Origin of the sequence: Henriciella mobilis, from assembly GCF_003576315.1 — a bacterium.
Taxonomy (GTDB): domain Bacteria; phylum Pseudomonadota; class Alphaproteobacteria; order Caulobacterales; family Hyphomonadaceae; genus Henriciella; species Henriciella mobilis.
The window spans coordinates 491,804-518,753 of the sequence record NZ_QWFZ01000039.1; the positions used below are offsets into that span (position 1 = coordinate 491,804).

Annotated in this window: 23 protein-coding genes and 1 pseudogene; 8 read left to right on the forward strand and 16 right to left on the reverse strand. The window is 54.6% G+C overall.

Features of this window, described 5'->3' with window-relative positions; genetic code table 11:
• Window positions 1-43 precede the first annotated feature (43 nt).
• A complete protein-coding gene (locus D1227_RS19620; protein ID WP_158586732.1) occupies window positions 44-481 on the reverse strand; it encodes a MarR family winged helix-turn-helix transcriptional regulator in 438 nt (145 codons plus the stop codon).
• A 195-nt stretch (window positions 482-676) separates the two neighbouring features.
• On the opposite strand from D1227_RS19620, the gene D1227_RS19625 reads away from it, so the two are divergent.
• A complete protein-coding gene (locus D1227_RS19625) occupies window positions 677-1,285 on the forward strand; it encodes a hypothetical protein (RefSeq protein ID WP_158586733.1) in 609 nt (202 codons plus the stop codon).
• Window positions 1,286-1,307: 22 nt separating this feature from the next.
• On the opposite strand, the gene D1227_RS19630 is transcribed toward D1227_RS19625, so the two are convergent.
• Complete coding sequence (locus D1227_RS19630) at window positions 1,308-2,288, reverse strand: NAD(P)H-dependent flavin oxidoreductase (RefSeq protein ID WP_119405877.1); 981 nt, start codon at window positions 2,286-2,288, stop codon at window positions 1,308-1,310.
• A gap of 118 nt (window positions 2,289-2,406) precedes the next feature.
• On the reverse strand, window positions 2,407-3,339 hold the full coding sequence (ligD, locus tag D1227_RS19635) for a non-homologous end-joining DNA ligase (protein ID WP_233349936.1): 933 nt from the start codon (window positions 3,337-3,339) through the stop codon (window positions 2,407-2,409).
• Window positions 3,340-3,498: 159 nt separating this feature from the next.
• Between ligD and D1227_RS19640 the strand changes: the two genes are divergently transcribed.
• From D1227_RS19640 to D1227_RS19650, 3 genes are all read left to right on the forward strand, one after another.
• Window positions 3,499-4,581, forward strand: a complete 1,083-nt coding sequence (locus D1227_RS19640) for a DUF2855 family protein (RefSeq protein ID WP_119405879.1) — start codon at window positions 3,499-3,501, stop codon at window positions 4,579-4,581.
• 336 nt (window positions 4,582-4,917) lie between these two features.
• A complete protein-coding gene (locus tag D1227_RS19645; RefSeq protein WP_233349938.1) occupies window positions 4,918-5,559 on the forward strand; it encodes a type IV toxin-antitoxin system AbiEi family antitoxin domain-containing protein in 642 nt (213 codons plus the stop codon).
• Entirely contained in the window at window positions 5,552-6,406 is an 855-nt protein-coding gene (locus D1227_RS19650) for a nucleotidyl transferase AbiEii/AbiGii toxin family protein (protein ID WP_119405881.1), read from the forward strand. The genes D1227_RS19645 and D1227_RS19650 overlap by 8 nt, the downstream gene beginning before the upstream one ends.
• A gap of 142 nt (window positions 6,407-6,548) precedes the next feature.
• On the opposite strand, the gene D1227_RS19655 is transcribed toward D1227_RS19650, so the two are convergent.
• A complete protein-coding gene (locus tag D1227_RS19655; RefSeq protein WP_119376296.1) occupies window positions 6,549-7,274 on the reverse strand; it encodes a hypothetical protein in 726 nt (241 codons plus the stop codon).
• A gap of 1,244 nt (window positions 7,275-8,518) precedes the next feature.
• Between D1227_RS19655 and D1227_RS19660 the strand changes: the two genes are divergently transcribed.
• Genes D1227_RS19660 through D1227_RS19675 form a run of 4 tightly spaced genes read left to right on the forward strand, consistent with a single transcriptional unit; the run spans window position 8,519 to window position 12,714 of the window.
• Entirely contained in the window at window positions 8,519-9,064 is a 546-nt protein-coding gene (locus tag D1227_RS19660; protein WP_147373359.1) for a hypothetical protein, read from the forward strand.
• A 28-nt stretch (window positions 9,065-9,092) separates the two neighbouring features.
• Window positions 9,093-10,685 (forward strand): ABC transporter ATP-binding protein, encoded by a 1,593-nt coding sequence (locus D1227_RS19665; RefSeq protein ID WP_119405883.1) that lies wholly within the window; start codon window positions 9,093-9,095, stop codon window positions 10,683-10,685.
• Window positions 10,682-11,560: an alpha/beta hydrolase gene (locus tag D1227_RS19670; protein ID WP_119405884.1), complete on the forward strand. Its 879-nt coding sequence runs from the start codon at window positions 10,682-10,684 to the stop codon at window positions 11,558-11,560. The genes D1227_RS19665 and D1227_RS19670 overlap by 4 nt, the downstream gene beginning before the upstream one ends.
• The gene (locus tag D1227_RS19675; protein WP_119405885.1) at window positions 11,557-12,714 is read left to right on the forward strand and encodes an OprO/OprP family phosphate-selective porin; all 1,158 of its coding nucleotides are present in this window, start codon (window positions 11,557-11,559) and stop codon (window positions 12,712-12,714) included. Before D1227_RS19670 ends, D1227_RS19675 begins: the two co-directional genes overlap by 4 nt.
• Window positions 12,715-13,074: 360 nt before the next feature.
• Here D1227_RS19675 and D1227_RS19680 read toward each other — a convergent pair whose 3' ends face one another.
• From D1227_RS19680 to D1227_RS19735, 12 genes and pseudogenes are all read right to left on the reverse strand, one after another.
• Window positions 13,075-13,614 carry an aspartyl/asparaginyl beta-hydroxylase domain-containing protein gene (locus tag D1227_RS19680; protein WP_158586734.1) on the reverse strand — a complete coding sequence of 180 codons (540 nt, stop codon included), beginning with the start codon at window positions 13,612-13,614 and terminating at the stop codon, window positions 13,075-13,077.
• A gap of 84 nt (window positions 13,615-13,698) precedes the next feature.
• On the reverse strand, window positions 13,699-14,952 hold the full coding sequence (locus D1227_RS19685) for a TolC family protein (RefSeq protein WP_119405887.1): 1,254 nt from the start codon (window positions 14,950-14,952) through the stop codon (window positions 13,699-13,701).
• Window positions 14,949-15,260, reverse strand: a complete 312-nt coding sequence (locus D1227_RS20545) for a DUF3240 family protein (protein WP_119405888.1) — start codon at window positions 15,258-15,260, stop codon at window positions 14,949-14,951. Before D1227_RS20545 ends, D1227_RS19685 begins: the two co-directional genes overlap by 4 nt.
• Window positions 15,236-16,525: pseudogene (locus tag D1227_RS19695) on the reverse strand (efflux RND transporter permease subunit); the annotation flags it as partial. The gene D1227_RS20545 and the pseudogene D1227_RS19695, both read right to left, overlap by 25 nt.
• A 40-nt stretch (window positions 16,526-16,565) precedes the next feature.
• Window positions 16,566-17,914, reverse strand: a protein-coding gene (locus tag D1227_RS19700; RefSeq protein WP_119405916.1) for an IS3 family transposase whose coding sequence is annotated in 2 segments (ribosomal slippage) — window positions 16,566-17,581 and window positions 17,581-17,914 — 1,350 coding nt in all. Because the reading frame shifts where the segments join, the coding sequence is not laid out codon by codon here.
• A 373-nt stretch (window positions 17,915-18,287) separates the two neighbouring features.
• Window positions 18,288-19,532: a type II toxin-antitoxin system HipA family toxin gene (locus D1227_RS19705; protein ID WP_119405890.1), complete on the reverse strand. Its 1,245-nt coding sequence runs from the start codon at window positions 19,530-19,532 to the stop codon at window positions 18,288-18,290.
• Window positions 19,529-19,843: a helix-turn-helix transcriptional regulator gene (locus tag D1227_RS19710; RefSeq protein WP_119405917.1), complete on the reverse strand. Its 315-nt coding sequence runs from the start codon at window positions 19,841-19,843 to the stop codon at window positions 19,529-19,531. Before D1227_RS19710 ends, D1227_RS19705 begins: the two co-directional genes overlap by 4 nt.
• Window positions 19,844-19,964: 121 nt before the next feature.
• Complete coding sequence (locus D1227_RS19715; RefSeq protein WP_119405891.1) at window positions 19,965-20,378, reverse strand: hypothetical protein; 414 nt, start codon at window positions 20,376-20,378, stop codon at window positions 19,965-19,967.
• A 2-nt stretch (window positions 20,379-20,380) separates the two neighbouring features.
• A complete protein-coding gene (locus D1227_RS19720) occupies window positions 20,381-22,342 on the reverse strand; it encodes a conjugal transfer protein TraG (protein ID WP_119405892.1) in 1,962 nt (653 codons plus the stop codon).
• Between the two features lie 112 nt (window positions 22,343-22,454).
• A complete protein-coding gene (locus D1227_RS19725) occupies window positions 22,455-24,359 on the reverse strand; it encodes a GmrSD restriction endonuclease domain-containing protein (protein ID WP_119405893.1) in 1,905 nt (634 codons plus the stop codon).
• Between the two features lie 118 nt (window positions 24,360-24,477).
• A complete protein-coding gene (locus D1227_RS19730) occupies window positions 24,478-26,421 on the reverse strand; it encodes a DUF3363 domain-containing protein (RefSeq protein ID WP_119405894.1) in 1,944 nt (647 codons plus the stop codon).
• A 233-nt stretch (window positions 26,422-26,654) separates the two neighbouring features.
• A partial coding sequence (locus tag D1227_RS19735; RefSeq protein ID WP_199288329.1) for a S26 family signal peptidase occupies window positions 26,655-26,950 on the reverse strand: 296 nt, incomplete at its 5' end.

The following is a 26,950-nucleotide window of genomic DNA, read 5'->3' on the forward strand; positions in this document are numbered from 1 at the left end:
CTTGTTTTGGGCGTACCGGCAGCAGCGTGCAAGCCCCACCCGCTCAGACATGACGGATTCGCGAAAGGGCCTTCTTCAACATGTCGTACTCACCCGGCTCGAACAGGGCCTCGATGCGGCGCTGGGCGGCTTCCCAGAGCGGAAGCGCCTCCTCTATCTTTTCCGCACCCTTCACCGTGAGAAGCACTTCGCGCTTGCGGTCAGACCCTGGTGTTCCGAGCATGACCAGCCCTTCGCGCTGGAGGAGCGCAAGATTGCGCGACAAGGTCGTACGGTCGATATCGAGCATCTCGCCAATCGCGGAGATCGAGTCTGGGCGGTAGGACGCGATCGCGTTCAGCAGGCCGAACTGCGCGATCGTCAGGCCGACTGGGCGCAGCGCATCGTCGAAAAGGCGTGTGACCGACCGGCCCGCCCGCAGCACCGAAACAGCCGCGCATCTTTGTGCCGTTTCTTTCGCCGTCTGAGAAATTCTATCCATACCGTGTATATGCATATTTTCTCCTACAATTTCAAACCTGTTACGCATGGGAAGCTTTATTTCCGGTTGATCAAAGACTTGACGCATTGATCATGCATATACATTTTGATTTCACGAGAGCTTACTCCCGTATGAAACTCATGGTCTGGGGCCCTGTGGTTCCAGACCACTCTTTTCCCTGATGAATCCGAGATAATGTATATACAACAACTTTCCTCCCACTTCCGCCACACCATGCTTGCCGCTTCTGTGATCGCTGCGATGGCCCAGCCAGTAGCGGCTCAGTCAAGAACGCTTTATGCCGATGCACCACCGGCTGTCCGGTGCGCTGATGGCGTCGCATCCGGCAAGTCTGCGACAATCGCTTTGCTTCACACCTGCGAGGACGCGATGAACGCAACGACGTCGCAGCGCTCGGTACGGGCCGCCTCAATGGTCAATACCGGGATCGTGCTGATGCGGCGCGGCGAAACCAGCGACGCTCTCGCCCTGTTCAATCGCGCTTCCAGCTTGCACGATGACCTGCCGGGCCTCAGCCTGAATATCGCGGCCGCGAAACTTCGTGCTGGCGCCAATGAAGACGCCCTTGCGAGGCTCGAAAACATCGAGGCGATCCCGGACCACCTTCAGCATGTCGCCTATTTCAACCGGGGTCTCGCCCATTGGCGCCTCGACCAGGTCTATGAGGCCTATGCTGACTTCAAAACAGCGCAGGCCATCATGCCCGGCTACGCTCCGGCACGGAACGCACTGGCCCATTTCACGGTCGCCCCTGAGTATCAGGCAGCTTCAGTGAATGACTAGCTGAACTGGCGGCAGCGAAGCCTCAGGAAACGCGCATCTTCGCCAGCCGCTCATCCATGATCTTTTCGGCATCCGCGATAATCCGGTCGATCAGCTCCTTGACGGTCGGAATATCGTGGATGAGGCCCTGGATCATGCCGGCGGACCAGATGCCATCATCAGCATCGCCCTTCTCCATCGCTGCACGCCCGCGCACACCGGCAACGAGGTGCTGGATATCCTCGAACTTCGCCCCGCCCTTGGCCTCGATGGCAACGACTTCCTCACTCACGGCATTCTTCATCACACGCGCTGTGTTGTGGAGCGTCCGGAAGATGAGCTTGGTGTCGCGCTCGTCATTCTCGACCATCTGCTTCTTGAAGTTCTCATGAATCGGCGCCTCTTTCGTGACGCAGAAACGGGTGCCCATATTGATGCCGTCCGCGCCGAGCGCGAGCGCCGCGACGAGGCCGCGCCCATCGCCAAAGCCACCGGAGGCCAGCATCGGTACTTTCACCTTGTCGGCAGCCGCCGGGATGAGGATCAGGCCGGGAATATCGTCCTCGCCAGGGTGGCCGGCGCACTCGAACCCATCGATGGAGATCGCATCGGCGCCCATGCGTTCGGCCGACAGCGCGTGGCGAACCGCGGTGCATTTGTGGATCACCTTGATGCCATGTTCCTTGAAATGGTCGATATGCTCCTGCGGCTTGTAGCCTGCCGTCTCGACGATCTTGATCCCGCCCTCGATGATAGCCTGGCGGTATTCGGCATAGGGCGGCGGCTTGATGGCCGGCAGGATGGTCAGGTTCACGCCGAAGGGCTTGTCGGTCATTTCCTTGGTGCGGGCGATCTCCTTCGCTAGGTCTTCCGGCGTCGGCTGGGTCAGCGCCGTCAGGAAACCGAGACCGCCTGCATTCGCGACGGGTGCGACCATCTCAGCATAGCCGACCCACTGCATGCCCCCCTGAACGATGGGGTGCTCGATACCGAACTCTTCAGTGAAACGCGTCTTGATAGCCATTCCTGTTTTCCTCCTCGGGGGCTGCCCCGTCCTCTTCGGGACAGTGCCACGGTCAATCTGCAGGCGTTGATAGATCAACGAGCGCGGCTTGCGAACCACTGCCCCAGCGGAAGTTTTCTCAACCGCTTTCGAGCTTGGTGAGCGTCTCAGCGCTGATCGACTGGCGGGTGCTCGAATAGCCTTCCCAGGGATCAGCGTTCAGCGCGGCAAGTCGCTGGCCAATCGTCGACAGCGTATAGGCATTCGCCGTCTCGATGCCCGGCAGCTCCATCCAGCTGACGGGTGTGGCAACCGGCGCACCGGGACGCGCCCGCAGGGAAAAGGGGCAGATCGCCGTCGCGCCGCGTTCATTGCGCAGCCAGTCGATGAAGATCCGGCCCTTGCGCCGGGATTTGGAGGCTTCATCGACATAGGTGTCTGGCGCCTTTTCTGTGAGCTGCCGGGCAAGCCCCTTCGCCGCCGCCTTCACCGTCTCCCAGGGCTGCCGGCGCTCCAGCGGCGCAACGACATGGATCCCCTTCCCGCCTGTCAGCAGCGGCCAGGAATCGAGGCCCGCCTTCGCCAGCAGGTCGCGGACCTCGAAGGCGGCATCCTTTACCGGGGCAAAGCCGAGACCTTCATCGGGATCGAGATCGATCACCAGCCGGTCTGGACGCTCCAGCTTGTCAGTCCGCGCGCCCCAGATGTGGAATTCGAGCGCGCCGATCTGGGCCGCCGCGACCAGCGCTTCGGCCGAGTTGAAGACGAGATAGCTCGCGAGGTCGCCATCCTTCTCCTCGATCTGCGTCTCGCCGATCTCGTCGGGAACGGAGCCTGTGTGGTGCTTCTGGTAGAAGCACTTGCCGCCCGCCCCCGAAGGACAGCGCACAAGGCTCGTTGGCCGGTCGCGGAGGTGGTCCAGCATGCGCGGCGCCATGCCGGCAAGATACTCGGCAACTGCGCGCTTCGTTGCGCCCTGGCCTTCGAACACGACCCGGTCCGGATGACTTATCCGGATACCGAGGATCTCGGTGTCCTCATCGCCAGCGCCGGATTCGGCGTGTTCAGCCACGCTGCAGGCCTCCCTGTCATGCCTGCGGCTATCTCTCGGCAGAGCGGGCGCGCGGTTCAAGTTATTTCTCGGCGGCCGGAAAGTTTGCTTTGCGCTTGCGCCCTCGTGCATGCCCATGGTCTTTACAGGGAAAAGCCTATCGTGGGAGGAAGATAAAAGATGTCGGATATCAAAGAACTGCTGGTCAACCGGTCGGACTATCGCAAGACCCGCGCGATCGAGCGGCCACAGGAGATACTTGCCCCCCGGCAGATCCGCGTCGCGGTCGAGAAATTCGCCATCACCTCGAACAATGTCAGCTATGCCGTCTCCGGCGATGCCATCGGCTATTGGCGCTTCTTTCCCGCCGAGGAGGGCTGGGGCAAGGTGCCTGTCTGGGGGATCGGCAAGGTGGTGGAGTCGCAGGCCGACAGCATAAAGGTCGGCGAGAAACTCTATGGCTACTTCCCGATGAGCAGTGAGGCGGTCCTGACCGTCGGAAAGGTCAGCGACGACTCCTTCATGGAGGCCTCCCCGCACCGGGCCGACCTCGCCGCGGTCTATAACAATTACCGCCGTCTCGCCGGCGAACCGGAGGATATGCAGGCGCTGGAGGACGAGCGCTGCCTCTACTTCCCGCTCTTCATCACGTCCTATGTCCTCTACGACTATCTCACCGACAATGACTATTTTGGCGCCAAGCAGGTGGTCATCGGATCGGTCTCGTCAAAGACTGCCTTTGGCCTGGCCCAGCTGCTTCATGAGGACCGCCCAGACGGCCCGCGCGTCATCGGCTTCACCTCCCCCGGCAACCGTGCCTTCGTCGAAAGCCTCAATTGCTGCGACGACATCCTGCTCTATGGCGAGGAGGCCGCTGTCGATGCGTCGGTGAAGACGGCCTATGTCGACATGTCCGGCAATCGCGAGCTGACGGGAAAGCTGCACAGGCACCTTGGCGACAATATGGTCGAAAGCTGCATGGTCGGCGCAACCCATTGGGAAAAGCGCGGCGTCGCCAAGGACCTGCCGGGCGCCAAGCCGACCTTCTTCTTTGCACCGGCCCAGATCGCAAAGCGCAACAAGGAATGGGGCCCGGGCGTACTTTACAACAAGGCCGGCGAAGCCAGCGCCCGCCTCGCGCGCTCTGCTGCCAGCGAAATCACCGTCGAACGTATCAGCGGCGCGGATGCCATCTCCGACACCTGGCGCGACTTCCTCGACAACAAGGTCGCGCCCAGCCGCGGGATCATGGCGTCACTCTGACAGGCTGGCCGCAGCGGACTGTCCCACCCGGCCGGGCGATACAGGGTCACTCCCACTCGATGATGAAAGAGCTGAAATTATTGTTTTGATTCAATGTTTTGCAAAAAACCTGTGGAAAACTACCGTCGTCGATTCCGGCAATATCATTCCGTAGGCAAATTGAATGATGCACGCATGACGTATCGTTGCAGTTGACACGATTCCGGTGCACGGCCTGACCGTAGCCGAATTACGGTGACGGCTCCAGCTTGCGATTGCACCAGGGTCGGGCTGCTCCGATCACCCACTCGACGAATAGCAATCGACGTGTTACATAACCTCGGACAGAAACGCGTCTTGTCCGAGATTATGAAACACACTCCATCACCCTCAGCAACGCAGCAGGACAGGCTCCTCGCCTATCTGCGCAAGCACGACATCGCCCGCGCCTTTGAGCTGCGGGAGATCGGCGTCAGCGCCACCGCGATCTCAAGGGCGGTGGAAGCCGGCGACGTGGTCCGGATTGGTCGCGGCCTCTATCAGGCAGCCGATGCGGAAGCAGACCTCAACACCAATCTGGCGGAAGTCGCCAAGCGGGCACCGCGGTCGGTCATCTGCCTTCTCTCCGCACTGGCCTTTCATGGTCTAACAGACCAACTCCCCCGCAAGGTCTGGTTTGCGATTGGCGCGAAGGACTGGGAGCCGTCGATCGCCTATCCGCCCGTGCGCGTCGTCAGGTTCCGCGAGCCCTATTTTTCGGACGGCATCGAGACACACAGGATCGGCGGAACGCAGGTGCGCATCTATTCCGTACCAAAATCAATTGCAGATGCTTTCCGCAATCCGAAACTGGTTGATCGGTCGGTGGCGATCGAGGCGCTCAAGGCGGCCCTCGATCAACGCAAGGCCACGCCAGCTGTCCTCATGCAGGCCGCTGCGGACTATGGCGCTGCCAGGATCATGCGCCCCTACCTGGAGGCGCTGACCTCGAATGGCTAAGTCACCAACGAACATCGCAGCTTCGGTGCGCCAGCGCCTCCTCAACCTTGCCCGGTCAGAGGGCCGCGACTTCCAGACCCTTCTTGTGGCGTTTGGCCTGGAGCGTCTCATCTACCGTCTTTCCAAATCTCCGCACCGAGACAGATTCGTCCTGAAAGGCGGAATGCTGGTCACCCTCTGGACCACCGATCCCGGCCGCTTCACACGCGACATTGATTTCCTTGCATTCGGTGAAACCAGCGATGCAGCGCTGACCTCCATCTTTGCCGAAATCTTGGCACTCGACACGGGCGACGGTCTTGAGTTCAGCATCGACACCATCACCACGACGGACATCCGCGAAGATCAGGTCTATGGCGGCAAACGTCTCCGCACGGTGGCCCATCTCGGCAAGACAGAAATTCCGATCACCATAGATCTTGGCTTCGGCGACGCCCTGCCCGACCCACACTATGAGATCGAATACGGATCGATCCTCGATTTCGAAGCCGCGCGCATACGCGCCTATTCACCTGCCACGGTGATCGCGGAGAAGTTCCAGGCGGTCGTCGCGCTCGGTCTCATTAACGGCCGCATGAAAGACTTCTACGATCTCTGGGCAATTCCAAGAGCGACCAAGATCGATCCGGCAGACCTGCGCGCAGCCATTGCGGCGACGTTCGATCACCGAAACACATCTATCCCGACTGAACCACCCCAAGGTCTCTCCGTTGCGTTCGCAGAGCATCCGGCAAAAGCAAGGCAGTGGCTGACTTACGCCGACGGCACGGAACTCAAAGGCGTTCCGCTGGGCACGGTCGTTGCCGATATCTGGACCTATCTGAAGGCCGCCCTTGACATAAACTGAGGTCGACGGCTCAGCGTCGGCTTAACAGATTCCTCTATGTCATCTTCGTGGCCTCCTAAAGCTCCCTTGTGGCTCACGAAGGCTACACTCCACCCGCCCCTCATTGAGCAGACCTTGGTCGCCCATCGGTCGAAGCACGCACTTAATGCAGCGTCACCAAACCGACCTGGCCATCAAACGGGAACCGAAAGGCCTCCGACCAAAGATCGGTCGTCCTGTAGACGCGATCTGCGAATTGTTGTCGCTCATCTGACATCGTCTCGGCCAGTAACCCCATCCAGCACAGCGGTTGAAGCACCTGTGACCAGATCATTCTCGGCATGCGGTCATAGGGCTGTCCGACGTCCGGCGGACCGTAAAGTATTTCCCCAAGCGCGCCGCATGTCACGCCTGGCGCCGCCTCCGTATTCAGCACACCGAGAAACACATCCCAGTTGCCAAGCCTCGGCTCGGGCATCCGGGACGCCGCGGCATGATCGACCTCGAACAGCCAGAACGGCGCTATCAGGTTGAAGAGATCGCCGGGCTGGTCAGCAATGTCCCTGCCCGCCTTGGTGAGCCGACAGGTCAGCTTGTAATGCCGGATCAGCTTGAGTCTCAGCAGAACGAAATGCAGGGCTTCGAGCGGCGGGAAATCGTACTCATTCAGAACCTTGTTGACGAGGAACAGCTTGTCCTCTTCCCAGCCCGGCCAGGCGAACTCGGCAGCCGCCCAGTGAACGAATTTCCTCTGAAACGCCTTGCCCTTCGTCAGGCCGATCGTCTCATGTTCGGCCAGATAGGCCAGAAGCTTCTGAGCCGCGCCAATCATGGGCGCACCGGCAAGTGCAGGCTCATCATTCTTCACGGGCTGGAGCAGAAAAGTCATCGCATATTCATTGTCAGGCTTGTTGCCAAACAGGCTAACGACGAAAGCGCGGGATGCCTATTCGCGGTGTTCAAGGTTCGAGCCCCGAATGTCGCGCCCAACCCGACGCATCGCGCTCTTGCAGAATTTTTCTGCTTCTGAATCAGAGGGTTAGGTGGTCAAGTTTGGCGCGAGTGACGGGCATCGAAATCAAACATTATTTCCTTTAATAACAATTATTTAGTGGACTTTTTTCATGAATATGTATCCCACTTTGTATCCAATTTGTATCCCTTTTTTTGGGGTGAAATGAGTTCGAGCACGGTTTGTGGCGCCGAACCTTTCTGTGGTAAAACGGTTCGTATTTCACTCAAAGATTGAGATTTAATGCCTTTAGCTGGTTAGCGACTGCGAGATACTTTCAAGAGGAAGAGACGGAACACCTCGGAATACTCGTGGTATTCATCAGACCCAAGTTTAAATGCCTCGCTCCACAAGTGATTCCAATGGGAGCACGTTGATTCTTTTGGCAGATAAAAGCTCCTGCAGTTTCGAGATTTTCGGATCATTCTTCGCGGAACTTACTTAACGTTAGCAATTCACTATAAGCTTGAACCGTAATTCGGCCTTAATTGAATTTTGCTAAAGATGACAGCCAAGGTCCTTAACAGGAATTCAGGTTCGGTTCAGTTTGGACCGGCACTCAGTCGACCTTGAAGATACTTCTTTGGGAGGAGAGGGCTATGACGAATTCTGCGCTAAATCGTAGACTGCACAAGGCAAAACAGTCATTTTCGACACGCCGTCTTGAGTATGACAGGGTATCGTCCTTGGTCACGTGTTCTCCTAAGCCTGGAGATTTGTGCTTGGCTCGCATCGATCGGCTTGGACATCACAGTCGCCTGGAACTTGTGACTGGGCGACGGGCTCATCTCAATCCAGGAGATGAGGTAATATTAACGTTTGGAGCACGCTACGCAACGGATCAGTTCCACTCGGTTGTGCCCAATCGACTAAAACCCTGCCAGATGGTTGCCGCTGGCGGGATAGCATCTGAACTCGTGTCACGACACGCAAAGACCAGAATTCCTACTCAAATATCACCAATTGGCCTTCTCGCTGACAGAACAGGCTCTGTGCTCAATTTGCGGGATTTCGCAATTGAGCCCGCTCAGCCGATTAAAGACACACAACCCCACATCATGTGTGTGGTGGGATCAAGCATGAATGCCGGAAAGACGACCTTGGTCGCGGAGCTGGGACGAATGGCCATCCAGGGCGGATTACGGCCATGCGCGATCAAGCTTACGGGGACGGGATCTGGAGGCGATCTTTGGAAATTTATCGATAACGGCATCGATCCTGTCTTCGATTTTTCCGATGGAGGTTATGCGACAACGGTAGATGTGCCTGTAGCTGAGCTGGAAGATATGCTTGCCCTTCTTTTAAATGCAGCAGGCATGTCGGCAGATCTCGTGATCATTGAGATTGCAGACGGCGTCTACCAAAAGGAAACCGCTGGCTTGCTGGCGTCGAGCTCGTTTCGGGACCGCCTGGACAGTATTCTTTTCGCAGCGGCCGATCCAATGTCCGGCGTTGCGGGTGTTAAGTACCTCCGTGACCTCGGCCTTGAGCCAAGTGGCGTCTCAGGGGCCGTGACAGCGTCCCCTCTGGCTGCCCAGGAACTTGCAGCAGCCATAGATATAGAAGTCTTAACAATCGATAGGCTCTTGAACGATGACAGTGCTTTGAGCATTTGCATGCGAAGCGCCCACCCTGTGGAAAGCCGCCTCCTTGCGAAATTTGCCTAAGCTTCTCACACCAAAGCGGCGATGGCGATTGGCGGCGTTGATCGCAAATGGCCTTATCCAGGCCGCGGCCATGGTCTGCATGGCGACCGTTATGCAGACCATGATCGACGGTCTCGTTTCGCCGGAAGAAGTGCGCCCTGTTGCGCGCGGCGCAATTGTATTGGTCTCGGCATCTCTGGCCATCGGCTGGCTGAAGCGACGTGAACGCATTGATGCCGAAACGATGGGCCAAGATTATGTTGCCGATATCAGGCTGGAAGTTTTCCAGCATGTCAGTCAACTGTCCGCGCGAGCGCTCGGAGAAAACCGCAAGGGGTTCATCCTACTCCGGTTCGTCAATGACTTAACTGCACTCCGTCAATGGGTCACGTTAGGCATCGCGAGAATGACGGTGTCTGGCGTTGTTCTCATTGGAGCCATGTCGGCTTTGACAATCATGAACCCGGTTCTTGGCGGCACGCTTTTTATATTGATTGGTGCTGGAACATTGGGTGCGCTTTTACTCGGCCGGGCGATCGACCAGACCATGCGCGAGTCGCGGCGGCGGCGGGCAAATATCGCCGCGAACCTGACTGAAAAGCTTGAACACATGATTATCGTTCAAGCCTTTGCGCAGCGTAACAATGAACGCCGGAAGGTGAAGCGGCAAACCCAGAGTCTGAAACGCGCGATGATCGCTCGCGCCGGAGCGATTGGGACCTTCCGCGCGCTGATTTACGTCGTGGTCGGGCTCGCTCTGACCACATCAGTGGTTGTCGGAACCACACTTGCTCAAAACGGTCAGGCAACAACCGGTCAAATCATGGCGGCCCTCGGCGTATTGTCTTTGATCACGCCGAACCTGTTTGATTTCGGACGGGTCTACGAATACCGCAAGAGCGCGATCATTGCGTTTGAGAAGACAGAAAACTTGCTGCGAAAAGGCCCTGTAATTGTACCCGCCGACGCACCGAAAAGTCTCAAAGCGGTAAAAGGAAAGCTCGCTTTTGAGACTGTCTCCGTTACAGGTTCTCTCAAGGCGTTCTCGGCTGTCGCCCCTGCCGGGCAACGGATTGTGATCACCGGGGCCAACGGGGCAGGAAAATCTACAGTTTTGATGTTGGCGCTCCGGCTGATCGAGCCTGATAGCGGGCAAATTTTAATCGACGGAAAAGATATCCGGACTGTAAAAACGGGGCATTTGCGACGTTCGATTTCAATTGCCTCTCCGAACTTGCCGCTACTAAGAGGCACGATACAGTCCAATATTGCCTATGGGTCAAAGACCGCCAGCGAAGATGATATTCAGCAAGCCGCTGCCCGTTGCGGGATGGACGGGCTGAATCCGGAATCACCATATTGGCTCGAGACGATGGTTGAGGAAGGCGGAAGCAATTTGAGTGCCGGCCAGCGCATGCGGATCATTCTGGCCAGAGCAATATTAGGTAATCCACCCGTCTTGTTGCTCGATGAACCAGACAATCACCTCGACGAAGCAGGGCTGGAGATTCTCGACAGCCTCATCAGAGAGTATGATGGAACGATATTGTTAACCACTCACCGCGGGTCGTTTGCAAAGCACGCCGATTGTCGTTGGCACCTCTCCGCGGTGGACGCTCCTGTCATTGAGGCAGCGGCATGATCGAGGCCGTACAGATTCCTGAGCATGCCCTGAATGCCGAGACTCAACACGGCGACGACGTCAGTAGTGACTGGCGAGGCCGAATACTGTCAATTTACCAACCGAAGCTAGCTCAGTTACCCTACTTCCTTTTCATCCCGACAAAAACTCGCCCAGATGCAAAACCGCTCATTTCTATGCACGGCTGGACCCGCAACGCCGGCGAACATGCATTTCGACTCGCCAAATTTGCGGAGAAGCATGGAACCGTTCTGATAGCACCGCTTTTTTCAAAAACGGCGCACAGACACTACCAAAGGCTAGAAGTGAGAAAGGGTGAAGCCTGTCCGGCTGTTCAATTCGACAGGCTTTTGCACGATGTAGCCCTTAAGTTTCAAGTTGATACTGATTCAGTCAATTTGTTCGGATTTTCAGGGGGGGCACAGTTTGCGCATCGTTACGCACTAATGCGTCCTGGCCGCATCAATAGAATGGTGTTGATGGCGGCGGGTTGGTACACATTTCCTGATCGCGAAAAGCGCTATCCATTCGGAATCGCCGCATCCAAAGTTCTTGGCGATAGAGACCTTTATTTAGACAAAGCGCTAAACATTCCGACCTGCGTAGTTGTGGGCGGGAGGGATGTGAATAGGGATTCGTCCCTAAGAACCGGACCCGGTATCGATAAGATGCAGGGCTTCACCCGAGTAGAGCGAGCGGAACGCTGGATCAAGGCAATGCGCGACACGGCAACAACGGTAAACATCAAGCCTGAGTTCGCGTTCAAGATTATCGACCGGGCCAATCATGATTTTGGCGAGTGCATACAGCACCACGAGTTGGGGGACATCATCTTTGATTGGATCAATAGGAACACAGAAGGAGCGGACATATGAAAAAACTACTATTAGCAAGCGTGACGGGGATAGCCCTCGCATCACCTATAGCAATCGCCCAGGAATTCACGGCCGATGAGGACGGGCTTACATTTGAGGGTGAGAATTTCGAACTGGTATTTGGCGGTCGTCTTCATGCGGACACGGTAAGCGTAAATGATGATATCACGCCCATACCGAGCAAGTCCGATATTCGACGGTTCAGAGTCAATGCAACCCTGACCGTGGCAGATACATTTCGTGTCAAGCTAGATCATGATGTCGGCGGGGTCAGCACGGGCTGGAAAAATGCCTGGATTGAATATCGCGGCGTGGACGATCTTTCGATCAAGGCAGGACAACATATCGTGCCTTTTAATGGCGAAGATATGATGAGCTCGAACAATCTGAAATTGATGGAACGAGGATTGCCCTCCGCGCTCGCGCCGAATTTTGCCGTCGGTGGCTCAGTACGATATCGCGGCGATAACTGGTCTATAACGGGGGGCTATTTCGGAGACCCTATCGACCAGGACCCTATCCGCGCAACGGATGAAGGTGAAAGTATTGTCGGCAGAGTTGTTTTCGCCCCGGTAAAAAAAAGGAAACGTGCGATACATCTTGCGGGTGCCCTTGAACATCGTCAGCTTAAGGATCTTGAGCCATCCCGTGTCAGCGCACAACCTGAATTCGGTCTTTCGGGCGTCACCCTTATCCGCACTGGAACGCAGCCAGACGTTGACGCCTATACGAACTACAATTTCGAAGCGGGTTACATGCAGGGCCCATTCGTGGTGAAAGGCCAATACATTACTCGTCAAAACGATGCGCCCCTTATTGGTGATCCGAGTTTTTACGGCGCATCGGTTGAGGCAGCCTACGTCATCACCGGTGAACGACAGCGCTATAGCTCGACAAGTGGTACGTTTGGTGCGATCCGTCCCCGCGGCAAATATGGCGCGTTTGAGTTGGCGGCACGTTTCAGCACGTTAGATCTTAATGATGGTCTCATCGCTGGCGGCAAACAGTCGAACTATACGGTTGGCGTCAATTGGTACGTGAATGAGAATGTCAGACTGATGGGCAATTATGTCAGCGCCGACGTTAGCCCAAATCGAAATGGAGTTGACGAGAGCGCCGACGCTCTTATGGGGCGTCTGCAAATCGCTTATTAGACTCACGTCATTGTCCGGATGCGCGAATATCCTCAGAAATCCATGCTGAGGATATTCGCAAAAGCAAGTTTACCAACTTGCTCAGCACAACTGTTGTCTCAGTGTCCAATTGGCATACCAACAATGTGAGTTAAACTTACCGTGGCGAGCTTTTTTGCCATCACCGACGGAGATACGTCAGATCAAAGGCGTGAAAGTCGCAGATTTAGGTATACTATTCAAATGATGGACGGATGATCGAGAACCAGATCAATCGAGCTCAAGCGGTTGGTACAGATGGTTTGAATTTTAGACCAAAAACCAAAAAGAAAACAGGATGCAATGTCTTCAAGTTTCAGATCACTGTCAGGACCAAAAAAATCACCGTGGCAGAAGGTCAAAAATGAAATGAATTCGCGAAGCATTGCTCGCGTTTTCTGCTTCATGAGTGGCTTTATTGTCAAACCACCAAAGTTCGCCCGGCTTCATCCAATTTCGTTCGTCCCCTGCTTTTAAATAATTTCCCGGCTCACTTTTGAGAACGAGGTGATAGCGATCTCGAATTCGGTAGTATTCACCCCGATCGACATGAGGATAGACGCGGTGACCTGGCTCAAGCCGGACGACTTTGGCCCGCGACAATTCTCCATCAAGACATTGCGCCAAACTCTCAAGGCAGGACCGGATCCTAGGAAACTGTTTGGAGATTGTCGTGAATCGAGACTCATGGACGTCCCACTTCTTTCGTCCTGCGATCTTGGATTTTCGGAGTCCGCGAATTGGTATTGATACAGCTTCTCTCTGCACTTTAATTTTCGATTGACGACCTTCGTTCAACGCCCATGCGTTTTCTACCGAGGCTATTTCTTCCAATAAAGGAGTGACCGGATACTCTTTTTCTATGAGTTTAAAATATCGCATTGTGTCTCTTACACTATCAGAGTTTTGTTTTAACATTCTGCGCAATCGTATGCAGAATCTGAACTGAACAAAAATTTAACCTGGTTAATCGAAGACAGCAGCTCCGGCCTCATCATAGCCGCGCCGTAACCACAGATCGTGAGCATTAATCCGAAGTCGGACAACCGCATAGGCAGACCGAGCCCGTGCTGATGCTTCAAGACCTACAATGTCGACATGCCGACGTTCGGCTATGAGCAGCTCAGAGAGCCTGATATCGCCGAGCTCAAATCCGCGCCGCAAACGAGTAATAGCAGCGCTGCTGGTTTGCTTGGCTGAGAGCGCGGCTTGCCAAGCTTGTATTGATGATTGGGCCAGTGCGACATCAGTTTGAGCCATTGCCTCAATCTCGCGGTGCTTGAGTGCCAGATCGGCCATCGCCAAACTGGAACGCGCGGTGTCTCTTTCCAAGGCTGCAGACCGCTTCGCTCCGCCGAGTGGGATAGATACGACAATGCCAAGTCCAGCTTCATTACCGTTGCGCTCGCTAAATGTGCGAAGCCCAGCTTCGAAATCCGGTTTTAGATCCTGCCGACTCCGACGCGCCACGACCGAGGCGAGGCGTGCCTTCGTTTCCGCCAGTTCGATTTCATGGCTTCGCTCGATAATTAAGGATCGCCACCGCTCCAGATTCTCAATATTTTCAGGACCTTTCAGCAAGAGTGGATTGCCAGGTAATGGCAAATCGGGAAACATTACCCCTAGTCTGCGCTTTGCGGTTTCAACATTGCCGGTCACACTTGCTGCGGCCGTTCTAGCTTCAGCAAGAGCCGTTTGCGCCAGCTCTAGTTCAAGCAGCGAGGCATCATTTGCTCGCAATCGTCGTTCAACAGTGTTCACACTGGCCTCAAAACTACCCACCTGAGCTAAGGCGATTGCGAGCTGCTCTTCTTTGGCTAGCCATTCAATCCACAAGGTTGCAAGTTCAAGCGCGATTTCATGGCGCTGATCTGCATTTGAAAGTCTGGCCGCTTCGATACCGAGAGTTCCAATTTCCCGGTCAAGTGTCGCTTTACCTCGTCGACGAAACCCTTTTGTCAGCTCTGCGTCGAACTCATTGAATCCGAACTGATTTTCAATGACACGTTGGGTATAGCCTGCTGAGATTGTCCATTCGTATGGACCTACAGCGAGACCTCGGGCCTCGCTTTGGGCTACTAACACACCCGCCTTTGCAACTGACAAGGATGGATGAGAGTCGAGGGCGTCCTGAACAAGTTCTTCTGCAGGTAGATAAGACTGCGCCGCCGCGGAAGCGACCCCAAGAGAATAAAGTGCGATTGCGAGTAGGTATTTCACGTTAGACGTCCTGCCGAAAGAACCGGCTCTATCCAGTAAATAAGGTGTGGCAGAGGTAGCTTTAACCTAATCGACTCGATGAGACCTTCAGCGCGCTTTGGTTCAAGTATAGCTGACAAAATACGCCGACTGACCCGGCCTTCGACTCGTTCGGCGGTTGTTGCGTTGTCAAACCCCAAACCGTGACCCGAGCCGTGCCAAGAGGTAAACCCAGGTAACGGAGGTTGTTGATCCAGCAAAAAAGCGATTACAGCGTCCTCTGAACGGGGGGGGTATACGAGCGTTAGTTTGCAGAGATTGGGGTCCATCGGGCCACCTCCAACTGTTTGCGCACCGAATGACGGGCAGCACCAAGGCGTCTGAATAGAACCGGCAACAATAAAAGGGTTAGCAGCGTGGAAGAAATCAGGCCGCCGATTACCACTATGGCCAAAGGTTTTTGAATCTCTGATCCGGGTCCTTCTGCAAACAGCAAAGGTACTAACCCCAATGCTGCGATGCTCGCGGTCATGAGCACGGGTCGGAGTCTGCGAACCGATCCCTCTAACACGCTTTCTTCCATAGTTCGTCCGGCGGCGAGCAATTGATTGAAGTAGCTCACCAATACGAGACCGTTCAGAACCGCAATGCCAAGGAGAGCGATAAATCCAACAGACGCCGGTACCGATAGGTATTCTCCAGAAACCCACAGAGCGAGGATGCCACCGACGAGCGCGAAAGGAACATTCGCAAAGATCAAGATGGTTTGCCTAGCGGACTTTAACGTTGCGAACAGAACGACAAATATAAGTCCTAGTGCGATTGGCACGACGAGGCCCAACCGCTGCGCTGCACGTCTTTGGTTTTCGAATTCGCCGCCCCATTCCAGTCTGTATCCTGGGGGCAATTCTACTTCGGCGGCCACTGCCTGCTGCGCCGCTTCAACAAAACTTACCAGATCGCGGCCCTGTACAAAGGCCTGCACCAGCGCAAATCGCGAGGCGTTCTCACGGTCAATTTTAACCGCGCCCTCACTATACTCAATTTCGGCGAAATCTTCCATTCTGATTATGCCGCCATCTGGTGTCGCAATCGGTGTGCGAGCGAACAGACTTTGCGAAGCTTTCAGCGCATCGTCACCGCGGATGATGATCGGAGTGCGCCGGCCCGGTTCGACCACTTCACCCGCATTCAATCCTTCAAGCATGGCGCGCAAATCATCTTCAGCATCCGTGATGGACAAACCAGCAGCCCCTGCAGCGAGGCGATCTATGTTGAGCTGCATGAACCCAATCGAATCATTCGACATCGTAAAAACTTCACTCGCGCCATCGACCTTAGAAACAGCTGACTGCACTTCACTCGAAAGATCGGAAAGCGTTTCCAGATCGGGGCCGAAAATTTTGATGGCGAGATCGCCGCGCGCGCCCGTCAACATTTCCGAGGTACGCATTTCAATGGGTTGTGTAAAAGCTGGCTCTATGCCCGGAAGGGTTTTCATCGTTTTTCGCATTTCATCGATGATCCAGTCTTTGTTTTTGACCCGCCACTCAGATTTCGGCTTGTCCGTCGTCAGATAATTTGAGACAGATGGCGGCCTGACATTCAGGAGGCTTGGCTCATCTTGGTTTCAGTTAAGCAGCGTGTTTGGCGTGCTGCAAGCGCCGTTGTTTCATCGTCCTCCTTTTGGTTTTCGCTCGTTCGAGCAAGATGGTCTGTCCGCGTCCGGTATAGACATCAGCGGGCGTGAGGTTTTTCAGGCTCTCATGGTAGCGCTGATGATTGTAGTGACCGACGAACGCAGCGACCTGATTTTCCAGATCACCCGGCAAGAAGTAGTTCTCTAACAGGATGCGGTTCTTGAGTGTCTGATGCCAGCGCTCGATCTTGCCCTGCGTCTGGGGGTGGTAAGGCGCGCCGCGGGTGTGCGGCATGCCCTTGTCTTCAAGATAGTCGGCGAGCTGACCAGAGATATAGCACGGACCATTGTCAGACAGCAGGCGCGGACGATGCACGACATTGGCTTGATCCAAGCCTGTTTCCTCAAGAGCCAGGTTCAGCGTATCCTCGACATCTGACGCAGCCATGCCCGTGCAGAGCTTCCAGGCGATAATGTATCGCGAGAAGTCATCCAGCACGGTCGAGAGATAGAACCAGCCCCAGCCGACGACTTTGAGATAAGTGAAGTCGGTCTGCCAGAGCTGGTTGGGCGCGGTCGTCTTGTCCCTAAACTCGCTCGCAGCCTTCATCACGATAAAGGCCGGACTGGTGATCAGGTCGTGCGAACGCAGCAACCTGTAAACACTGGCCTCGGAGACAAAGTAGCGACGCTCATCGGTGAACGTCACCGCCAACTCTCTTGGGCTGAGCTCGGGCCTTGCCAGGGCCATCTCCAGCATGGCCTTGCGAACATGGTCCGGGATACGGTTCCAGACGCGCCCCGGATGCGACCGGCGATCCTCCAGGCCCGCCTCGCCAAAGCGGCGATACAGATCATACCAACGGTAGAAGGTCGGCCGGGACACACCGAGCTTGTCCAGTGTGCGCTTCACCGGCAGATGCGAGCCTTCGACGAGCCGGATGATCTCCAGCTTTTCAGATGCGGGATACCTCATTCTGGGTCGTCCCCATCCGCGAGCATGCTTTTTTTGAGCAGGCGGTTCTCCAGTAGCGTCTCTGCCAGCGCTTCCTTCAAGTCGCGGGTCTCACGCTTCAGGTTGGTCACTTCGCCCGATGTCGCCTGGCGTTGAGTGTCACCGGACAGGCGCTTCTTGCCCGCCTCCAGGAACTCCTTCGACCAGTTATAATACAGGCTCTCTGCAATGCCCTCTCGGCGGCACAGCTCGGAGATCGAGCTCTCTCCGCGCAAGCCATCCAGAACAATCCGGATCTTCTCTTCGGCCGAAAACTTCCTCCGAGTCTTACGCTTGATCTCTTTTACATGCTTGTCAGCCGATCCGTTCGGCCCCGTTCTCGTTCTCATCATCAATCCCTTCAAGGACTACGATGAGCCAGAAACACTCCCTTAGCAAAACAACCTAAACTGTCTCAAAGGCCCTGACGGGATACACTGCACATACTTGGCGTCATACTCTCCAGTGTAATGCATAAGGAAAACCTGATGCTCGCGATGGTCACCGGTCAAAAGCGTACCGATGAGTAGACTAAATTCGTATCTTCAACCGCCTCTTTATAAAATTATATATGCTGGTCTTGCTGCTCGCAATCCGGCGCCAACTCCACTTTTGAGAAATACAACGAACACAGTCGGTCTTCAATCGGCATCGAGTTCAAATGACCTACTCCATAAATAATGTTCACACGAATGAGGACATTTTCGTCGAAGGAACAAGTAGCTAGCTGTTAGCCATTCTCAGATCGTCATGTTCAAAAGCACTCGCCATGCGATCGATCTGATTCTGAGTCTGTCCGACTTCGGAAGCAACGGAGCGCCATTCAGCAACTGCGGCCCCGACCTCAGCTATGGTCTTTTTTGCATCCTCATTCCCCAGACCGAACAATTCTGCTTGAGATAAGGCGAGTTCTATGGAGCAAGTGCTTTCATCAAGACTTATGTTTGTCGTCAGGAAGCGCGCTTTCAGATCAGTCGGCGTCGGATTGAGATCATAGGCTGGCGACAGACACCACCCGGCTTTACCGGCCCAAAGGAATCCATGGTTGCGAAGATGGTCGTCTACATTTGAAATCAAAATATTGAAAACAACGCGCCTGAATAGCTCGGCTGCATCTTGCTTCGCATTTGCCCCGTGCCTGGTGAGTTCATCAACAATCTCTGGGTAACTCGCGCGCTCACCATCCTTTGCCTGCAACATCGACATCGCCGACAAGAATGGCGTGCGAATATGCCCTTGCCGGTCAAACCGCCACGAAATCAACACGGGTTTGTCTCCCACACGATGGAGTTCATGGCGCGGCACGTCTATTCCGGCACGTTCAGCCAAAGTGAACGCAATATGTTCCCAGGTTTCGATACTGTAATCGTCAGTATCTTTTGGAAACTTCGCAATGGCCAACGCGCCATGCGCATCCACAATAGAGGCCTTCGGCCTAGCACCACCAAGCGATGATCCGGGCGCAAAAATCAGCGTCAGATCTTCATCAGTCTCTTCATCACGTTCAATTCGTTGCGCGCTTTCGAGCAAGCGGCCAAGCTGAATAAAGCCAGGAACCCCCTCTCCAATCGGTTTTTGGAATTCTTGATCATCCGGCCGTTTGAAACGAAGCGCGCCGAGACGCGACACATCACTCACCCCAAGCAAGAAGTCGGCTTCATGTAACGTCTTCGGTGGACGACCTTCAGTTCGTGCGGTTCGCCTCTCCGCTCGCTGCATAAGGCGTCGTCCCCAGGTATCTGGAGCTGAATCCCCGATTGAACCGAACATCTCGCGACCTTCGCCAGGATGGAACATGCCACCCCCAACGGCAAGGCTAGGCTCAAGTGAAAACCTCGCCGGATTAGTGAGCCATTCGTCATGATACTGGAAGGTGACAGACTCGCGAGCGCGGGCAGCTTGCCGGAAAAGTGTTCCGACGCGCAGCGTATCGCCATCAATCGAGATATGGACTTCGATTTCTGTCATTTGCGTTTTGGCCGAACGCGCTTGGGTAATTCTGCCGAAGACAGAGACAACCCAAGTTCGTCACTCGCTGGGTCAGCAAGCTCGCCTAGCCCCTCCAACAACCCCAAAGCGTTGAGCACGGAAGCATAAATTCCGATGCTCACACGGTGGTCTCCATCTTCAATGCGAGACAACGTCTTCCGGGATGTGAATGCCCTATCCGCCACGGTTTCCATGGTAAGCCCCCGGCGTTTTCGCGCATCGGCGATGTCCTGACCGAGCTTTCGCAAGGTCCGGCGTACAGCGCTCGGCGGTGTGGTGGGCGTCGGCATAAATGTACCCTTCGTTATCCAATAACGCATATAATGGGTCACGAAGGTTACTTTTTCAAGAACATTATCGATTTCTTGACCATGATATAAAGCCTGCTTCGAGTGATGGTTTTTGCCGGTTTCAGCGTAACTCATCGAGATCAGGGCTTACTTTTGATAGCACGCTTCGCTCATTTCCGAGCTTTTTCGCCACTTGCTGGATGAAATGATCAAACCGACGTTGCCCCAACGCATGGGCTGCATCTCGTTGTCCCTCAGGGATAGGCTCTGTTCGGGTCAGCCAATAGAATACAAAATGCGCAGTTGTTTCGAGGCAGAGCGCGGTGTCGCGTTCAATTTCTCCCTGCCTGCGATCAAACGCGTCCATGCGGCGAAGTAAGCGCTCTTCGAGAACAAGATTGGATTCAGGTTCGAAAAAACGGCTGAGTGCCTCTTCCACTATATCGGTTTTGGTAACGCCAGGCTCTCTCGTTCGGCGATCAAGTTCAGCATACAGCTTATGGGAAAGCCGAAGGTTCACACGCGGTTTGCTCATCTTTAAAACTCCGGCAGAGTGTTGTCATCGGCTAGGTCAAGCGCTGCCGCCCGGCGGATCGTTTCCAGCGTGTGCTCTGAACCGATATCCTCTGCATCATCGATTTCTGGAGATGCATCCGGTTCAACTTGAACCGCAGCTACTGGGCCTGACTGATCAAGTGTGGGGACGATCTCTCTACTGACTTCTGAGGTGTTTTTTGCTGAGGTCTCGGCAGCAATCATTCCTGGGCGGAAAATATCCGTCCAACTGCTATTGCCGTTTATGAGAACCGGCATCTCTTTTGGTGGCGGCATCACCCGAACTGTAAAGTTGCCATCTTGGAAATAGCGAAGTTTTTTTGCGAGAATTGGCGGTGTGCCTGAAACCATCACGACTTCATCGGCAGGAGACATTTGCATCACTTCGCCGGGCGTCATGAGCGCGCGCTGTGTTTCTTGGCGCGACACCATCATGTGACTAAGCCATGGAGCAAGCCGGTGTCCTGTATAATTCTTCTGTGATCGCAGCTCCGTTTTCGTTCCGAGAGCTTCCGAGATGCGTTTAGCCGTACGCTCATCATTGGTCGAAAAAGCGATCCGGACATGGCAATTATCCAGGATCGCATTGTTCGGCCCGTAGGCCTTTTCGATCTGATTGAGAGACTGGGCAATTAGATAGGCCCGCACACCATAGCCCGCCATGAAAGCAAGGGCACTTTCGAAGAAGTCGAGCCGACCGAGCGCCGGAAACTCGTCGAGCATCAGCAGTATGTTTCGCCGCTCAGATTCCGGCATTGATTCAGTCAGCCTTCGACCAATTTGATTGAGGACCAACCTCATTAGAGGTTTGGTGCGCGAGAGATCAGAAGGCGGAACAACGAGGTAAAGCGACATGGGCCGATTTAAGCGAGTGAGATCGCTGATCTGCCAATCGCTTGCAGACGTCACCTCCGCAATAACCGGATCACGATAAAGCCCCAGAAAACTGAGAGCCGTGGAGAGGACGCCAGATCGCTCATTTTCCGATTTGTTGAGGAGTTCACGGGCGGCACCTGCAACAACGGGATGCACACTATGTTTGCCGTTAGAATGCTCAACGTGTTTTGTTTTGAGCATCACGCCGAGCGTTTTTTCAAAGCTTCTTGAAGGGTCTGATAAAAACTGCGCACACCCCGATAGAGTTTTATCTTTCTCAGCGTAGAGAACATGTAAAATAACCCCGACAAGCAAGGCGTGCGCGGTCTTTTCCCAATGGCTGCGCCGTTCAAGCGAGCCTTCCGGATCAACCAGGATATCAGCAATATTCTGCACGTCGCGCACTTCGCTCGCGCCTTTACGGACCTCCATCAACGGATTGAAACGGGAACTGGAAGCATCTGTGGGATCGAACCGCATACAGTTCGAAAACGACCCGCGCCATCCTGAGGTTAACTCCCAGTTTTCTCCCTTTATGTCGTGGATGACTGCGCTACCTGTCCAGGAGAGAAGTGTCGGAATGACCAAACCGACGCCCTTACCTGATCTCGTCGGCGCGAAGGCGAGCACATGTTCAGGCCCGCTATGGCGTAAGTATTTGTCTTTCCAGCGCCCTAAAAAAACGCCCTCGTCCTTTAACAGACCTGCTTTCTGCAGATCGGACTTCTCAGCCCAACGGGCCGAGCCATAAGTTGTGACGCTGCGCTCCCAGCGTGATCGCCAAACTGACCCCAAAACCGCAGCAAGAATGCCGAGCAACCCGCCACTCGCCGCTATTGCCCCGCCGCGAGCAAACACTTCCGGCGCATAAGCCTCATAAGCGTACCACCATTGGAATAGTCGCCACGGTCGATAGACGGGCCACTGATCCCATAAAAACCAGGGGTGTCCGAGCGCCGGTTGGTAGCCGAGGGCATGCGCGACCCACTGCGTTGCCCCCCACATGGTCAAAACGATGATGGATAGAACGATCAGAAACTGACCGATCAAAATCTTAGACGGCGACATCGCATAGAGGCTCCCATTCAGAAAACCTCTCTAGTGTTTCGCGCCTACTCAAATTCAGCCAGTGTGAATGGCGGCAAATGGCGGCATAACTGCCGAGGATCGCGCCCTGTCTCTAGGCGACCTCTTCTAATATCCGAACGTCAGGCTGTGCGTCGTCTTCCTCGTTCGAACCTGCCGTCCGTAGGATTTCCCGGCCTGTCTTGCGCTCAATCAGTTGCAAGAGCTTTTCCTTCCGATCCTCATAGAATGCATCGAAATCATCCGTGCGCAGCAATTGCGGTTCTATTAAATGCGACCGTAGAATGTCGTCGAGTCGATCCCGCGCGTTGTCGGTGCTTTCGCTCTTGGCAAGTTCACTTTCAAGTCGCCCAAGATACTCTGACGGAGCGCGTCCACCGATAAGGCGGTTAGTCTGCGCGAAGAGTGGAGTCTTGTTGATGATGGAGTCGTAGCGGTCAGCACCTATTCCTTTGTCGATCGCCCATTTCTTTGGAAAAATGTGGTGAATATCGACGGGATCGTCATGAGCATCCATTATTCGAGCTTCTTTCCCTGTCCTGAAATCGAGACAGCCTTCATTTAGTATGGCTGCATGCAGCGCTTTGTAACCAGCAGAAGTTCGGGAGCGGAGTTCATCGAGCCGGTCGGCGCGAATACTGATCTCGGTAATGGCTCGCGGCTGGTCATTTCCGCCCTCCAGCCAATCTAAAAGCTCCAACATGTCGCGTGCAACGCGCGTGTCGGTACTTGTTCCATACGTCTCCCCGAGCGTGACAGCCCAAAACCATTGAGCCAGCTGATCCATCTGAGCTGCATTCAGGTCGGGGCGCTCCATTGATGCGTGCACTGCTGCAATGGTTTTCCCGGTTGGCAGGTAAGGAATATCTCGTTCCCTGATAATGTTCAGCCTCTCAAAGAAGTTGCGAGCGTGGATATAACCATCTGTCAGTTGCTCGGCATTCTGTTGAAATATGTGACAATCCAGTTTGAGCAGATCATTGGCCTTAATGCTAACGGCCGGTATATCTCTTTGGTCCGTCTTGCCATCGGCTATGGCTGTTCGTCTTTCGGCGTGGGTTTGAAGCGCACATGCAACCTGCAGAACATCGCGCTCATCCAATCCAGCAAGAACGCCGGATTTCGCCGGCCCTTTGATTTTGACAAGCCGCCCTTCCTTGAGTTCATCATTTTTGGGCTCTCGCCTATGTTTGGCGATAAACGCTGCCCTGTCCGTCCCCCGAAGATCTTCTCTGAGATCAAAATTATCTGCGGCGAAGATCGCTGTCAGCAATTCAAAGGCGTCCAGTTTTTTGCCGCCGACATTCACTTTCTCAAATACTGTGCATACTGCCTCTCGCGAGTTGGCCTTAGTGAGTGTGATGACGGGCACTTTGTAAGAGACGATCCGATCGATTATTTGCTCCTTGAACGCTTTGAAAAACTCCGTTTGCGCACTTCCATGTTCCGCCGTGAAGGCGAGCAGCCAATCGGTGACATCCAAAGCCTTGTTCAGTGGAAACATAAACTGCTGACACTCTGATTCTGTTGTCCGCAGGTCCAGGTCGATATCTTTGTTGAAGTTTGATCTAAGCGTTCGGTCACTCAGCACCGAGAAGATCGCATCTTCAAGGCGCGCTGTGTGCAATGCGCGTTTCATGTCGATGTAATAATACAACGACATGGCTTTTCCTTTTGAATTCTGCGTCTGGACAGGCTGATCTGACCTAAGAGCCTGATAGAGAGAGGTCATTCGTTGTTGCCCGTCGAGGAGCAACTCCTCTGGCTCAACGCCGGTTGTGGGGGCATGTGCTAAAGCGCGGGTTTTGAACTTCAGTTCACCGCCAGTTTCGAGCGTGAGTATCGCACCGATTGGGAACCCCGCTGCGACAGAAGCTAAAAGTTGGCGTACTCCTTCATCCGTCCAGACCCAATCGCGCTGAAAATCTGGCAATTGGAGCGACTCCGAATGGACTTCATTCAGGAGTGCTTTGAGGTCCTTAGGATTGGTATTAAACATGCTTGGAATAATCCCCCATATATTTGGCCGCACTGAAATATTCAGGTGCCAGCCGACATTAGTTGCACTTGCCGGTATTGATAAGCCTTTGATGGCTAATTTTAGCGCGGCCAACCAATTAGCGGCTGAGACCTCTTTTCAGAGCATCAGAAATACTCCAGCTGACGCCGCGCTCTCGCACTTCGATCGCCATTGATCTGCCGCGTTGCCTTTCCATATCCGGTCTCCACGGCACCATAGCAAACGCTTTCTCGTTACCGACAATTGCCATTCTACCTTGTGCAAGATCGGTCGTGCGCTCGAATTTTCCCTCGAAACCCTCTCCTGTTTCCAGCACCTTATGCACACGTTGAGTTCGCTTGGATTCTACCTCGCCCAAGCGGCGCAACTCCTCCATTCTTAGTCGCTGACGCACCTCAGTGTTCAAAGTCGTTTCTCCGTCTTTGAGCCATCCCTTTTCGCGCAAGAAAGCCACACGAGCTTTACGTGCGTCACTTATCGCCGTGTTTTCCAGGCTGTTTTGCTTGCCCTCTTCGCGATCCAGCCATGTCTCGGCACGCGTTTCAATTTGCACCTTTAGTGAGGCCCACGAGTGCACCTTTATAGCGACACTGCCGCTTCTCGCGGCTTCAAATTCTGCCGCCTTTTCGAGGAAGTCCTCAGCTATTTCCCAATCCCCTTGAGGGCTTATGTTTACGATGCCTGCTCTGCGAAGCGCTGCGAGCCGTCTTTTGTGGGCAAGTCGGTAAGCACTTGATGCGGATGGATCAGCAGCGGAATGAAGCTCGTCTGAATAAAGCCCGCCACTTCGGTCCGCGATCTCAGCAATCGTGCGATCTGCTCTCCTGGGTTTCTGAGGCTGCGCTGATAGCTCAACAACCGCTCCTATAGGCGGCAAGACCCCACCGAGCTCATCTGATACAGGCGCGTACCATGGCGTTTCCTGAAAGTCCTCTACGAGGATGAAGCGCCGGTCTCGCAATTCATCTTCCGGACCATGCTGTATCACTTGGCCCAGAATAGATGGCAAATCGCCCGTTCGTTCCTCAAAGAATCGAACCCTATCGGCATGTTTACCGGGCTCTACGCCCGCCGCCAGTGTGCGGATGATATCGCCCTTGCGCCCCATCGCTTTCAACGCACGATCCCAGTGCGAGGCGAGTTGCCATCGTCCTTCCCCAAGATTTTTAGCAAGGTGAAGCTGTTCGAGATGAGATAGACGCTGCTCGTGGAGACTATGCTTAAAACGCCCAAATGCAGTTGACCCGCGTGATAATTCCGCGACGCCTTGATTTGATAAGTGCGCGATCTCCCGATCAAGTCCTGTAAATCTATCCTGCAACACTTCCCGGTGCCGGGACTTTACGATCTCAATATCACGCCTTGGACCAAGTTCTTGTGTTAGGGTCTCTTCGGCCCGCGCACGTAGCCCTTTCATGAGATAATCTCGGGCGATGACGAGGTCTTGCCCCAAGTCATCCTTGCCGCGAATGACAATGTGCGTATGCGGATGTCCCGTATTGTGATGATCGACCGCGACCCAGTCGAGCCCTGTACCGAGATCGCGCTCCATTTCTGACATCAGTCGCCGTGTTGTTTCTTTTAAGTCGTAGAGCTGATCTGCATCTTCTGGTGAAACGATTATGCGGAACTGGTGGCGGTCGTCCATGCTGCGCTCTGCGAATGCGCGGCCATCCATGTCTCGATCATCCCGCCCATAAAGCTGACCGCCTGACCCATCCCTGTCGACACCATCTCGTTGAATGTAATCAATGTGCCGCGAATAGGCTCTTATGCCGATGCCTGATTTGGCGCGCGCAATATGCACTTTAACGACGACACGGCGACGGCGCATGCGAGGTAATCGCTGACCCTTTATGCGTGCATGGAGCCCTGCAGCGCTTCCTTTGCCAATACGTGCCCCCGTAAAGGAGGGTTTTGTACGCGGCGCAGACATTTGCTTTGCCGCTTTGAGAAGTCTGGAACGAAAACGTCTAGAAGACCCTGCGCCAGTGTCTCTCAGCTTGCCAAGGCGCGGCGTAAAATCAGTGTCACCACTCATGTGGTCCGAACTCCGCCAATGCACCTAAAAATCCCAATAGATTCAACAAATCTGAGAAAATTCGTGCACCACATATTCCGGCATAGGGCGCCAAAAAAGAGATGTGCAGACAATGCCTTATGCACCTGTTGGTGCAAAAGCTTCAATCTTGCCCGTTCGGGTTTGCTGGCTGATCTAACGCTTCGTTTCGCCGCTTTATGCCGCCATATGCCGGAAAACGCCGCCATCTCTATTTAGCGCCACTCCAGCACAAGCTGCGCTGAACTTTGAATATCACTTACATTGGTCGGCCCAAAGTAACGTCCATCGAGAGAAGCCGGATGCGGATTCATCAAAAATATCTGGCTATTACTGAGCCTGATACACCCTTCCCATGAAGGCAAATCTCGCATCATAGAATCTGTTTTTCTTGCGATGCCATGAGGGGTTTGGTTAATGAGAATGCGTCCATCTACCCTGCAAATCTCATCGCCTGGCACACCAGCGATACGCTTCAGGAGTGGCCAATCTTTTCCGACAAACCCATGTT